Raw genomic sequence first — 13036 nt, 5'->3', positions numbered from 1 at the left:
CCCTTCGGGCCTGGAATCCTCAATGGGCCAGCATGGCCCCGACATCCAACTCGCGCCGCTCCTGCTCGGTCGCGGCAAACAGATCCCGACGCACCAGCCCTGCGATGCCGGTGAGGAACATGTTGGGGAACTGCTCCATGCGCACGTTGTTGAGGTTCACCGCATCGTTGTAGTACTCGCGCCGGTGTGCGATCTGGTCCTCCAGCGCGCTGATGCGCTGCTGGAGTTCGAGGTAGGCGGCGCTGGCCTTGAGCTCGGGATAGGCCTCGGCTGCGGCGAGCAGCCGCGCCACGTCTCGCGACAGCGCTCCCTCGGCAGCCAGCCGCGTGCCGTCGGGTTCTCCCTGGCCGGTACGCGCACGCAGCTCGGTGATGCGCTGCAGCAGTTCGCGCTCGTAGCCGGCGTGGCTCCTGACCACCTCGATGAGCCGTGGCAGCTCCGTGTGGCGCTGCTTGAGCAGCACGTCGATGTTGGCCCAGGCCTGGTCCACCTGGTGCTTGACGCCCACGAGGGCGTTGAACAGCGCCACGCCATAGGCGGCGACGGCCAGGGCGAGCAGCAACAGCGCAAACATGAGGACGGCAACTGCGATCATGGATCTTCTCCTGGAGTTCAGAACAGCTGGATGAGCTCGTGCAGGCACCAGCACATGACGCCGGCACCGACGGCAAGCAACAGCAGCGAGCGCTTGCGCAACTGCGCCAGGGCACCGGTTTCTCGCTGGTCGGAGACGATGAACGGGCGGCCGGCGCGCCCTTTCCACACCAGCACCGCGGCGGGATCGAGACCCAAGGGCGGCGCCGCGTCCCGAGGCGCGCTGGCGCGTTCGCCGCCACGGCCGAGGCTGAAAAGCATGTCGAGGTAGGCCAGCGTGACCATGACGGGGGGCCGCAGGACCCCGGGCAGCCTCTGGACCAGCGCGCTGCGCCACGCACCCGTGCGCAGCGCGCGCGCCAGTCCTGCGAAGCCGCGCACGTCAAGGCTGGCAAGGTCCAGGTGGCGAGCCTCGTCCAGCGTGCCCAGCACGTACAGCGGCCCGCCGGCTTCCATGCGCCGCTCGCGCACGCGCAGCCGCCTGGCGCCGTCCCAGGCCAGGCCGGCAGCCCGCAGCAGCTCGCGCCCGGCCGCCGGCAGCTCGTCCTTGCCGCTCTCCCAGGCGTGCTCCTGCAGCAGCAAGTCGGCATCGCGCAGCCAGATCGGGAGCCGGCCCGTGGCGTCCTGCAACACCAGCGCATCCGTGCGACCGCCATGCCGGGCCACGAGCTGGCGCCAACCGCCGTCGCTGCCCTTGGCGTCCGACTCCCAGGCGTCCACGGCCACATCCCACCAGACGCTCGCCCGGCCACTGGCGCCGGCGGCGCAGGGCGCATCGGTGACGGCCCGGCCCTGCAGTTCGACCAGCCCCATTGCGGCGCTCGTGACCCTGGCGGTGGGCATGTTGGTGATCTGCAGCGCATCGCGCAGCCCGGCCAGGCCGCGCTGGAAACAACAGCCGCCCACGACGCTGGCGGCGGGCAGCATGAACACCGGCGAGGCCAGCAACGCCAGGAGCACCAGCAGCCCGAACAGGATCGCGAGCACCGCCAGCACCAGCAATGCGACCTTGAGCGTCTGGCCCCGCGAGGACAGCCCCAGGCGCCGGCGCGCCGCGTGCAGCGGCAGGCCCTCGCCGACCCAGCGTGGGCCCAACCGCCGGCGCAGTTCGGCAACGAGGCGATCGCGCGCGTCGCCGTCGGGCAGCGGCCGCATGAGGGCAGCGCCATCGGTGCGCGCGATCAACAGCCACTCCAGGCGGCTGGGCATCCAGCGCGGCATGTCAGGCCCGTTCTTGCCGCCGGGCATGTCGGCCACCGCCGTGGCCGCCTGCGTGATGGCATCCCAGCGCACGGTGTGCGAACCGGTATCGAGCGCAGCGTCGGAGTGAAAGGTCAGGCCCTGGGAAGTCAGCTCGACGCTGGAGCTGATGTCGCCCAGGGGCGAAGGCTGGCTGAAGGTCCAACGCTGGGTGAAGGCTTCGGGCATGGCGGGGGTTCAGGGTGTTTCGGATAAACAGGCGTGGCACGCCGGCTTATGGGGCGGCATCTGCCGCTTGCAGGGACTGGCTGCACTGCTCAAGTCCGGCCCATGAGTGCGCCCACGGCGGCTCGCGGTTCAAGGCATTTCGGCGCCGGCGGCCACGCGCGCACGCGCCGCACGAGGTCGAACCGCTCCAGGTGCGCGCCGGGCACGGGCCGGTGCGCACCGCAACCCCAGGCGCTTGTGCGTGACAGCACCAGCCGGGGGCTGCACAAGACGCTGGGGCAGGGCCTCGCCATCGCGCGCCGTACGAGCGGCGCGGTCGTTGCCGGTGCGGCCGCCTTGGCAGCCAAGGAAGCCATCAAGACCGAATCCGCCTGGCCGTCCCTGTCGTGTGATTCAGGCCTGGCGCCCGTTGCGACTTCAGCCCGCGAACGCTGTTGACGGGCTCTGCGCCCGAAGCGCCCATCGCGCGGGTCTGCTCGTCGGCGTATGTGCCGCTGTCGTCGCGGGATCACGGCACGGCGCCCCAGGACAAGCCTTGCGGCCACACGAACCCAAGATGGCAGGCCATCGCATCAACCTCGCCATCAGCCATGCCCCGCAGCGCCAGCACGTTCGTTCCAGCCTTTCGCACCGCCGCCGCGGGCTTGTGCGCCGTGGTCGCGCTCCTGGGTGCCACGCCCGCCGTCCAGGCCGAGGACTACCCCAGCAAGCCCGTCAGGGTGGTGGTTCCGTGGCCCGCGGGCGCCATCACCGACGCACTAGCCCGGCGGCTGAGCGACCAGGTGAGCGTGCAACTCGGACAGCCGTTCATCGTCGACAACCGCCCTGGAGCCAGCGGCTCCATCGGCACGAGCTTCGCGGCCAAATCCGCGGCCGACGGCTACACGCTGATGGTGGCTTCCTCCGATACCCATGCCATCAACCCGATCTACTACGCGAAGCTGCCCTACGCCACGGGCGACTTCGCCGACGTGATGGGCCTGGCCAAGTTCTCGTACACGATTGCCGTGGGCAACCATGTCCCGGCCAACAGCCTGCGCGAGTTCATTGCCCTGGCGAAGGCGCAGCCCGGCAAGTATTCCTATGCCTCGTGGGGCAACGGCAGCCTGGCCCACCTGGGCACGGAACTGTTCAAGTCGGCAGCAGGCGTCGACCTGCTGCACGTCCCGTTCCAGGGCCTGGCCCCGGGCGTGACGGCGCTCATCAGCGCCAACGTGGACCTGATGATCGTCCCCGCCGGCACGGCCGAGCAGCAGCGGCAGGCCGGCAAGTTGAAGATCCTGGCCGTCGCGGGCCCCGCGCGCCACCCGTTCATCGCGAACGTGCCCACGACGGCCGAGGCGGGCTATCCGTCCGTCGTCGTGCAGCAGTGGTTCGGCCTCGTGGTGCCCAAGGGCAGCCGCAACGAGGTCACGCAGCGGCTGGGCACGGCGTTCTCACGTGCCCTGGCCCAGAAGGAGACGACCGACTGGATCGCGTCCCAGGGCGGCGAGCCGATGCCCATCGACGGCGCGCAGTTCAAGGCCTTCTCGCAGAGCGAGTCGGCCCGCTGGCGCAAGGTCATCGCCGACGCCCACATCCAGCTCCAGTGATCCGGGCCGCCAGCCGGCGCCGACCTGAAGCCTGGGAGGCCCCTGGCCCGCGGGTACCGCGGTTGCCCCGCCCGAAGGAAGCGTCCTTCGGCAGGCAGCCTGGGGCCCACGGGAGTAGCGATGCAGTTCCACCTGAATGGCTTCAAGCCAGGCGATCCGCACGTGTCCGAAGCGTCTGCCTCGGCGGCCCGGCACACGGATGCGGCGCCGGCACAAGCGGACGTGCTGATCGTGGGCTGCGGCCCTGCCGGCCTGACCCTGGCAGCGCAGCTGGCCGCGTTTCCCGACATCCGGACCTGCATCGTCGAGCAGAAGGACGGCCCCCTGCAGCTGGGACAGGCCGACGGCATCGCCTGCCGGACCATGGAGATGTTCGAGGCCTTCGGCTTCAGCGAGCGGGTGCTCAAGGAGGCCTGCTGGATCAATGAGGTGACCTTCTGGAAGCCCGACGAGTCGGACCCGGGCGCCGTCGTGCGCCACGGCCGCGTGCAGGACACGGAGGACGGCCTGTCGGAGTTCCCGCACGTGGTGCTGAACCAGGCGCGGGTGCACGACTTCTACCTGGACCTCATGCGCAACTCGCCGAGCCGGCTGGAGCCGCACTACGCGCGCCGCCTGCTCGATGTCGTGGTGGACCACGAGGCTGCGGATTACCCCGTCACCGTGCGTCTGGAGCGGACCGACGCGGCCCACGCGGGCCAGGTGGAAACGGTGCAGGCGCGCTTCGTCATCGGCTGTGACGGTGCGCGCAGCGCGGTGCGCAAGTCCATCGGCCGGCAGCTGGTCGGCGACTCCGCCAACCAAGCCTGGGGCGTGATGGACCTGCTGGCCGTGACCGACTTCCCCGACATCCGCTACAAGGCCGCCGTGCAGTCCTCCCACGGCAACCTGCTGGTGATTCCGCGCGAGGGCGGCTACCTGGTGCGGCTGTACGTGGAGATGGACAAGCTGGGCGAAGAGGAGCGGGTGGCCCACCGCGGGATCACGCTCGACCAGCTCATCGCCACGGCGCAGCGCATCCTGCACCCCTACAGTCTGGACGTGAAGGAGGTGCCGTGGTGGTCGGTCTACGAGATCGGCCAGCGCATCTGCGACCAGTACGACGACGTGCCGACGCAGGCGCCTGGCGCGCGCCTGCCACGCGTGTTCATCGCCGGCGACGCCTGCCACACCCACAGCCCCAAGGCCGGCCAGGGCATGAACTTCTCCATGCAGGACAGCTTCAACCTGGGATGGAAGCTGGCCGCGGTACTGCGCCGGCAATGCACGCCGGCGCTGCTGCACACCTACTCGGCCGAGCGCCAGGTCGTGGCGCAGGAGCTGATCGACTTCGATCGCGAGTGGGCCAAGATGTTCAGCGATCGCGCCCGGCAAGTGGCCGGCGGCGAAGCCGAAGGCGTGGACCCGAAGGAGTTCCAGACCTACTTCGAGCGGCATGGCCGCTTCACGGCCGGCATGGGCACGCACTACCGCCCGTCCGCCATCTGCGGCGAAGCCACGCACCAGCACCTAGCCGCCGGGTTCGTGATCGGCACGCGCTTCCACTCGGCGCCGGTGCTGCGCCTCGCGGATGCCAGGCCGGTGCAGCTGGGCCATGCCGGCAAGGCCGACGGCCGCTGGCGCCTCTACGCCTTTGCCGGCGCCGACGACCCGCTGGACGACCAGGCGGGCATCCGGGCCCTGTGCGGTTTCCTGGAGGCGTCGCCGGACTCACCGGTGCGCCGGTACACCCGCCCGGGCCAGGACGTCGACGCGGTGTTCGACCTGCGGGCCGTCTTCCAGCAGGGACACCGCGAGCTGGCGCTCGAATCGCTGCCCGCCCTGCTGCTGCCGCACAAGGGACGCTACGGCCTGCGCGACTGCGAGAAGGTGTTCTGCCCGGATGTGAGGAACGGCCCGGACATCTTCGACCTGCGGGGCATCGACCGCGCACACGGTGCCCTGGTCGTGGTGCGCCCCGACCAGTACGTCGCCCACGTGCTGCCGCTGCAGGCGCACCAGGCGCTCACGGACTTCTTCGCAGGCTTCATGCTGCCGAGCTGAACCCGGTCTTGGCGCAGGCGGCGCCGGTGCGCGTCTACCGCGCAGCCAGCAGCGCCCCGGCGCCGGGCACGACCGCTTCGAGGCCCAGGTGGTCGAGCATGCTGCGCGCCGTGCACACCGCGGTGGACACGGTCGGGATGCCCAGCATGTCCTCGATGCGCTGCACCGCCGGCAGCGAGGGCATCTGCACGCAGGCCGAGGCCACCACCACGTCGGCACCGTCGGTGTCGAGCCGCCTGACGTCCTCGACCAGCTGCATCGGGTCGCGCCGGCCGACTTCCAGGTTGTCCGGGATCTCGAAGCTCAGCGAATCGATCACCTTGATGCCCTCGTGCTCGATGTACCGCACCACCAGCTCGGTGAGCGGCCGCATGTAGGGCGCCATCAGCGACACCCGCCGGGCACCCAGCGCCTTGAGCCCGTCGACCAGCGCGCCGGCGGAGGTCATCACCGGCGCCAGCGAGTGGTTCATGCGCGCGATCTCGGTGAGCTCGTGCTCCACCTGCCGGTGGTACCCCAGTCCCATGGCCATGATGGCCACCAGGCAGGCCGTGCTCATCACGTCCACGCGGGCGTCGGCCAGCTCCGCCGCGCAGCGCACCGCCTCGCGGTTCATGGCTTCGAGCTCTTCCCTCGTCACCTTGTGCATGCGCATGCGGCTGGAATGGAAGGTGAAGCGCACCTCGGGCCGCAGCGCCTCGCGGGCGCGCAGCATCGCGGGGATCTCGGTCTCCATCGTGGTGTTGGAGCTCGGCACGATCTGGCCGATGCGGTAGGTCCGTGCATTCATGTCGTTTCCTACGGGTGCTGGGTCAGTCGAGCTGGATGCGGGCCTGCTTGACGATGTCGGCAAAGCGGCGGGTGTCGGCATCGATGGCGGCGGCAACGTCCGAAGGCGCCCCGCCCCACGGCTCGAAACCGAAGACGGCCAGGCGCTCGCGGACCTCGGGGGTCATCAGCGCACTGCCGACGCCGGCGTTGATCTTCTCGACTACGGCCCTGGGCGTGCTCCTGGGTGCGAACAGCGCCACCCAGGTCTTGAGCTCGAAGCCGGCCGGTCCGGCGGCCTCGGCCACCGTGGGCACCTCGGCGTAGCCGGGCAGGCGCTTGGGCGCTGCCACAGCCAGCAGCCGGACCTTCCCGGCCTTGTGGAGCGGCCCCACGGTGGCGGCGGTGCCGAAGGCCCACGCCACCTCGCCGGTGGCCACGGCCGAGTAGAGCTGGGGCAGTTCCTTGAACGGCACGTGCGTCATGCGGGTGCCGGTGGCGGACTCCAGCATCGAGGTGCCCACATGGGCGACGCTGCCCATGCCCCAGGTGCCGTAGGTGAGCCTGCCGTCTTCGGCCTTGGCTGCCGCCACCAGGTCGGCCACCGTCTTCCAGGGCGAGTTGCCCGGCACGACGATGAAGAAGTACGTCGAGTACAGCGGCGCCACCGGCTCGAAGTCCTTCGTGGGCGAGAACGGCAGCTGCTTGTACAGGTGCGGCTGCAGCGTCACGTGGGTGTTGTCCACGGCCAGCAGGGTGTAGCCGTCCGCTGGCGCGCGCTTGACGTCGCCCACCGCCAGCCAGCCGTTGGCACCGGGCTTGTTGTCCACGATGACCTGACGGCCCCAGTCCTTGCCCAGCTTCTCGCCCACCTGGCGCACCACGGCGTCGGGACCGCTGCCCGCGGAGTACGGCAGCACCGCCCGCACCGCCTTGGCGGGAAAGGTCTGCGCCGCGGCCTGGGCCGCCAGGCCCAGGGCCAGGACGGCGCCGGCGTACAGCCGGCGATGTTTCAGCGATGTCGTCACGGTCTTGTCTCCGGTTGGGTGGGTCATGTCGTCAGGCAGCCGCGGCTTGCGGGTGCAGCTGCTCATAGGCCGCCGTGAAGTGCGGATCGCGCCGGCGCAGGTCCTCGTGCGTGACCTGGCCCGTGCGGCGCATGTAGTCGTAGGCGAAGCTCACCGGGTCCAGGTGCAGGCGGCCTGCGACGTTCTCGTACCAGTCGAGGCTGCGGGCCGCGGCGGCCTGGAACGTGGACGACGCGGGGCGCCGGGTGCCCTCGAAGGCCGCGAAGGCCGCCTCCAGGTCCGAGGGCTGCTCGGCGATGGCGTGGTGCAACGCGATCGCGTCCTGCATCGCCATGCGCGTGCCCGACCCGAGCGAAAAGTGCACGGTGCGCAGGGCGTCGCCGAGCAGCACGATGTTGCGGTGCGTCCAGCGCTCGTTCTTGACGATGTTGGCCTCGAACCAGAGCGAGCGGTTGGTCAGCAGCTCGTTGCTGCCCAGGTCGGCGGTGAACACCTGCGCGCAGTAGCGCCGGCTCTCGTCCTCGCTCATGCGGTCCAGGCCGGCGCGCTGCCACGTGTGCGGATCGACCTCGACCAGGAAGGTGCTGAGCTCCGGGCTGTACTGGTAGCTGTGCGCGATGAAGACGCCGTGCTCGGTCTCGCGGAAGATGAGCGACACCGGGTGGAAGCGCTGGCGCGTGCCGTACCAGGCAAACTTGTTGCGCCGCTTCTCGAAGCTGGGCCTGAAGTGCTGCGCATACTGCCGGCGCACGGCGCTGTTGCCGCCGTCGGCCGCGATCACGAGGTCCACCTCGCGCGAGAGCGCCTCCACGTCCTCGATGCGGCGCCCGTACTCCACGTGGATGCCCTGGCGCTCGCAGGCGCGCTGCAGCACCCCCAGCATGTCGATGCGCGAGGTGCGCGAGAAGTGGTTGCCGTGCACCTGCACGCGCGTGCCGCGGTGCACGATCTCCATGTAGTCGCAGCGCTCGTGGTGCGCCGTGAACTCGGTGAAGAAGTCGGGATCGGCCTCGCGCAGGAAGCCCAGGCCCACGTCGGAGAACACCACGCCCCAGCCGTAGGTGGCATCGCGCGGGTTCTGCTCGACGACATGGATCTCGTGCCGCGGGTCGTGCTTCTTGGCCAGCAGCGAGAAGTACAGGCCGGCCGGGCCGGCGCCGATGACGGCAATCTTCATGGGGTGGTCTCCTGGTGGGATGCGTGAAGGCGGCAGTCGGCCTGGTAGCGCTGCAGGGCCGTTCGGAAGGCCGCCGGGATCGGGATCGAGCGGCGCTCGTCGCGCGCCACGCACACCGGCGTGAGGCGCGCCACGAAGACCACCTCGCCTTCCGGCGTGCGGGCCGTGACGTCGAGCACGTAGCTGCGCTCGTTGATGGCGGCCACCGTCACCGTCATGTCGAAGAGGTCGTCGGGCCGCAGCGAGCGCTGGAAGTCGAAGTCCAGCGCCCGGGTCGGCGTGCCGAAGCCCTGCTCGTGCTTGGCCCGCTGCGGCGTGGTGTCGAACAGCGCGCCGTAGAACAGCTCGGCGGCGCTGATGACGTAGTCGGCGAAGGCGGCGGTGTAGACGACGCCGGCGGGGTCGCATTCGCCCCAGCGCACGCGCCGGCGCACCACCAGCGGCATGAGGCTCGCGACGTGTTCGGTGCTGATCACGGCCGGCTCCCCTCGGCCGCGGCGGCCTCGCGCTCCAGGGTCTCGGCGATCTGGCGCTTGAGCGCCGGCTTGTCGAGCTTGCCCACACGCGTGACCGGGAAGGCCTCGACGGTCTCGACGCGCTCCGGGCACTTGTACTTGGCCAGGCCCTGGGCCACCAGGAAGCGCGCCAGCTCGGCCACGTCGGGCGAGCGCTGGCCCGGGCGCGGGATGATGAAGATGCAGCCCTTCTCGCCGTAGAACGGGTCGGGCATGGCCACGAGCTTGGCATCGGCCACGGCCGGGTGCCGGCTCACGAAGGCTTCCACCTCCTCGCAGCCGATCTTCTCGCCGCCGCGGTTGACGTTGTCGCGCAGCCGTCCTTCGAAGGCATAGCAGGTGACACCGTCCACCAGGTGCGCGCTCATCATGTCGCCGGTGCGGTAGAAGCCGTCCGAGGTGAAGGCCTGGGCATTGGCCTCGGGCGCGTCGAAGAAGCCGGGCAGCGTCGCGGGGCCGCGGAAGCACAGCTCGCCCATGGCGCCGGGGGCCACGGGCGTCTCCAAGCCCGGCTCCAGCAGGCGGACCTCGTCCTGGGCGCAGCCCGAGGCGCCCTGCGTGTGATGGCGGCGAAAGGCACTTGCGTCCGGCCCGGAGCCCAGCAGCAGCCCTTCGGTGATGCCGTACAGGTTCGAGCACGGCAGCCCCAGGTGAGCCTCCAGGCTGTCGGCGCGGCTCATCGTCGCAAACAGGCGCAGGGAGGACAGGTCGTGGCGCGCCAGCTCGGTGTAGGCCAGCAGCTGCGGCGCGATGGGACCGATGGACAGCGCATGCGTGACGCGGTGCCGCTCGATCAGCTCCAGCATGCGGCGGATGTCCACGCGGGGCATCAGCACCGTCGTGATGCCCAGCAGCGCGACCGGGACCAGGGCATAGAGCTGGCCGGCGTTGTGCAGCAGCGGCAGCGACCAGATCACGCGGCTGTCGGCATCGATGCCGTAGGTGCGCATCCAGCCCGCGGCGTGGCCCAGGTACTCCGCGTGGAAGCGCGGGATGATCTTGGGCAGGCCGGTGGTGCCGCCGGAGAGCTGGAAGCTCAGCACGTCCTCGGGGCCCAGGGGCACGTCGCGCAGGCGCCGGCGACCCTCTTCCAGCGGCATGGCATCGATCAGCGCCTGCAGGTCCGGCAAGCCCTCGGCACGGCCGCGCACGACCACCAGGTGCCGCAGCGCGGGCAACTGCTGCGCCATCTGCCGGGCAAAGCCCACGAGGTCGAAGCTGCCGAAGTCGGCCTGCACGAAGTAGCCGCGCGCACCGCTCTGGCGTGCCAGCTGGCCGATCTCGACCTCCCGGTGCTGGGGCAGCGAGCACACCGGCACGACGCCCGCCTTGAAGCAGGCGAGCAGCACGAGCGCCGTTTCCACCGTCGTGCCGAGCTGGAAGATCGCCCGGTCGCCCGCCTCCAGCCCCAGCGCGAGCAACGCGGCGCCCAGCCGGTCCGTCGCCTCGTCGAGCTCGCGAAACGTGATGCTGCGCTCGTCGCTGGCGAAGGCGACGCGGTCGGGGTGGCGGCGCGCGGTGTCGCGCAGCGCGTCGCCGACGGTACGGTCGATCCAGGCACCGTCGGCCAGCCAGCGGCGGGCGTCCTCGGCACGGTGGTAGATGACGCCCTCGATGGCGTTCAGGGGGCCGGACATGGCTTGTCTCCTCGGGTGATGCGCTGGATCGACCGGTGTCTCAGGCCGCCTGCGGCACGATGCGCACGTGGTCGCGGTCGAAGGCTTCGATGGTTCCGTGCAGGCCCCCGGTGAAGAGCCCCCACCAGACGGCCGGCTTGAGGCCCAGCTCCCGGCGGCCGAATTCGACGGGCGCGTCGGCCTCGATGACGTGGTAGCCCGGCGCCTCGCCGACGCGGCAAGTGCTTCGGGCGCGCGCGGCCCGCACCAGCGCGGCGAACTCCTCCACCTGCGGCACGAAAAGACGCACGCCCGCGCCGCGCTCGCCGTCAAGCAGCGCTCCCTTGCGCGCCCAGACCTCGTCGATGCGCGTGACACGCCGGCCGGCGTGCGCGGCCTGGTCCTCGGCCTCCATGGCGGCCTGCAGCGTCAGTGCCGCATCGGCAGCGTCAACCGCGGTGAGCGGACGCAGCTTGCGTGTGAACTCGATGAAATAGCCGTTGGGATCGCGCACGTAGATCGACTCGATGACCTCGTGCGTGGTTTCCACCGAGACGTTCAGGCCCCGGGATTCCAGCCGTTCCTTCCAGGCGCGCAGTTCCGCGGCGTCCTGGACCAGCCACGCGGTGTGGGTGGCGTCGAAGACATGATCCTCGGGCAGCGGCGAACGCTGGGCCCGGCCCTGCAGCGACGCCGGCTCGTCGCTGCCCAGGTAGTAGAAGAAGGCGATGGTGCTGCCGTTGCCGCTGTCGAAGAACAAGTGCAGGAAGTCCGGATGCGTGGCCGGGCCCCAGCCGCGGGCGGAGATGACGTGCACCAGCGGCAGGCCCAGCGTGTCGCGATAGAACTCGACCGTCTCGCGCAGCTTCCAGGTGGGGCGCGCGGTGTGGTCCACGCCGCGCAGCACCAGCCGCGACGGCACGGGAAATTGAGCCGACATGAAAGTCTCCTGAAGGACTGAGGGAAGGGAATCAGCGCGGGAAGGTCTGGCGCAGCCAGTCGGCCAGATGGCGACCTGCGGCCAGGCGGCCCGGTTCCTCGCCGGGCGAGAGGGCGCGGCCGTGGTGGTCGCCGCGCACGCGCAAGTGCTGCTTGTCCGAGGAAGCGATGGCCTCGACGATGCGCCGCACGTCGCCGGGGAAGCACGCCTGGTCGCCCGTGTACTCGACCACCAGCGTGGGCTGCACCAGCGCCGCGGCGGTCTTCTCCAGCGTGGCGTTGGAGCTCAGGCCCGACCAGGTCGAGAGCCAGCTCTCGGGCGTGCACTGGCGAGCGAAGCCCACGGCGCCGTAGTTCGACGCGAAGGGGTCGCTGCCCCAGAGCGAGCCGAACCGGCGCTCCGAGGGGTCGAGCGAGAGGTCGAAGCAGCGCAGGTCCGCGTCGGTGCGCCAGACGTTGATGATGGGCGTGTGCGCGGCCATGCGCCGGTCCGCGACCGGAGCTGCATCACCCATGTCCTTGATGCGCTTGCGCGCGGCCAGGCGCGCCGCGATGAGCTCGCGCGCCAGGGCGTCGAGGCGCTCGACGCGTGCGCGCTGCGCGGCGCGGTAGCGCTCGATGAAGGCTGGCGCATAGCGCGTGCCCTCGCGGCCGCGGTAGCCGTTGTCGGGGTTCAGCGGATCCAGCGACGCATCGACCGACAGCGCATTGCCTTCGTCGCTGACCGAGGGGTCGATGCAGTTCATCAGCAGCGCGCCCTGCCCCGGGTGCGGGCCGACGAAGACCAGGCCGTCCACCGTCGGCATGTCCAGCTCGGCCAGCTGCGTCGGCCGGCCGCCCGGCGTGCGCGCGATGCGCTCGCTCCCGGGCAGCGAGGACTGCTGGACGTAGAAGGCATACAGCCCCGCCCCGCCCGAGTTGCCCAGCAGCACGATGCGCTCGAAGCCTTGCGAGCGCAGGAACGCCAGGCCTGCGGCCACGTCATGCAGCGCGAGTTCGTGCTCCAGGCGCAGGTCGTTGCCCACCGAGCGCGGCGACTGCGACCAGGCCGCATACCCTGCCCCGACGATGTCCGGGATCAGGTAGTGGCACGCCATGAACTCGCGCGGGTGCATGACGCACACCACGGTGCGGCTGCCGCCGGCCGGCGTGTACAGCGAGCCCCCGGTGGCCGCGCCGTCCGCGGTGCGCAGCACCACGTTGCGCGTCGCCGTGCCGCTCGGGATGTCGCGCGGGTTCCAGTCGGTGTTGAGAAAGCCGGCGGTGGGCTGGGCCAGGGTCTGACGCATCGTCCGATCGCCGCGGCAGCGGCGCCTCTCGTTGACATGCATCAACG

At 70.7% G+C, this 13036-nt stretch carries 11 protein-coding genes; 2 read left to right on the top strand and 9 right to left on the bottom strand.

The genetic code is table 11. The annotated features are described in order from the left end of the window. Window positions 1–19 precede the first annotated feature (19 nt). Both H537_RS0134215 and H537_RS0134210 read right to left on the bottom strand, forming a co-directional pair. On the bottom strand, window positions 20–595 hold the full coding sequence (locus tag H537_RS0134215) for a LemA family protein (protein WP_029001482.1): 576 nt from the start codon (window positions 593–595) through the stop codon (window positions 20–22). 17 nt (window positions 596–612) lie between these two features. Further along, on the bottom strand, window positions 613–2022 hold the full coding sequence (locus H537_RS0134210; protein ID WP_029001481.1) for a hypothetical protein: 1410 nt from the start codon (window positions 2020–2022) through the stop codon (window positions 613–615). 590 nt (window positions 2023–2612) lie between these two features. Between H537_RS0134210 and H537_RS0134205 the strand changes: the two genes are divergently transcribed. Both H537_RS0134205 and H537_RS0134200 read left to right on the top strand, forming a co-directional pair. After that, the gene (locus H537_RS0134205) at window positions 2613–3614 is read left to right on the top strand and encodes a Bug family tripartite tricarboxylate transporter substrate binding protein (RefSeq protein WP_029001480.1); all 1002 of its coding nucleotides are present in this window, start codon (window positions 2613–2615) and stop codon (window positions 3612–3614) included. Window positions 3615–3734: 120 nt separating this feature from the next. Beyond that, window positions 3735–5657, top strand: coding sequence for an FAD-binding monooxygenase (locus H537_RS0134200; protein ID WP_029001479.1), 1923 nt, complete (start codon window positions 3735–3737; stop codon window positions 5655–5657). Window positions 5658–5691: 34 nt separating this feature from the next. Here the strand turns inward: H537_RS0134200 and H537_RS0134195 are convergent, their stop codons facing one another. The 7 genes from H537_RS0134195 to H537_RS0134165 are packed head-to-tail and all read right to left on the bottom strand — an operon-like array spanning window position 5692 to window position 12989. Further along, entirely contained in the window at window positions 5692–6447 is a 756-nt protein-coding gene (locus tag H537_RS0134195; protein WP_029001478.1) for a maleate cis-trans isomerase family protein, read from the bottom strand. Between the two features lie 22 nt (window positions 6448–6469). Next, window positions 6470–7453: a Bug family tripartite tricarboxylate transporter substrate binding protein gene (locus H537_RS0134190; RefSeq protein WP_238446906.1), complete on the bottom strand. Its 984-nt coding sequence runs from the start codon at window positions 7451–7453 to the stop codon at window positions 6470–6472. Between the two features lie 31 nt (window positions 7454–7484). Beyond that, complete coding sequence (locus H537_RS0134185; protein WP_029001476.1) at window positions 7485–8630, bottom strand: FAD-dependent monooxygenase; 1146 nt, start codon at window positions 8628–8630, stop codon at window positions 7485–7487. After that, on the bottom strand, window positions 8627–9106 hold the full coding sequence (locus H537_RS47170; protein WP_043461290.1) for an acyl-CoA thioesterase: 480 nt from the start codon (window positions 9104–9106) through the stop codon (window positions 8627–8629). The genes H537_RS0134185 and H537_RS47170 overlap by 4 nt, the downstream gene beginning before the upstream one ends. Next, window positions 9103–10782 carry an AMP-binding protein gene (locus H537_RS0134175; RefSeq protein ID WP_029001475.1) on the bottom strand — a complete coding sequence of 560 codons (1680 nt, stop codon included), beginning with the start codon at window positions 10780–10782 and terminating at the stop codon, window positions 9103–9105. The genes H537_RS47170 and H537_RS0134175 overlap by 4 nt, the downstream gene beginning before the upstream one ends. A gap of 40 nt (window positions 10783–10822) precedes the next feature. Then, window positions 10823–11701: a VOC family protein gene (locus tag H537_RS0134170; protein ID WP_029001474.1), complete on the bottom strand. Its 879-nt coding sequence runs from the start codon at window positions 11699–11701 to the stop codon at window positions 10823–10825. A gap of 31 nt (window positions 11702–11732) precedes the next feature. Continuing rightward, window positions 11733–12989 carry an alpha/beta fold hydrolase gene (locus tag H537_RS0134165; protein WP_029001473.1) on the bottom strand — a complete coding sequence of 419 codons (1257 nt, stop codon included), beginning with the start codon at window positions 12987–12989 and terminating at the stop codon, window positions 11733–11735. Window positions 12990–13036: the final 47 nt, after the last annotated feature.

The sequence above is a fragment of the Azohydromonas australica DSM 1124 genome, assembly GCF_000430725.1.
Lineage (GTDB): Bacteria > Pseudomonadota > Gammaproteobacteria > Burkholderiales > Burkholderiaceae_C > Azohydromonas > Azohydromonas australica.
Note: the sequence above shows the minus strand (reverse complement) of the source record. Positions and strands in the feature narration are given on the sequence as shown.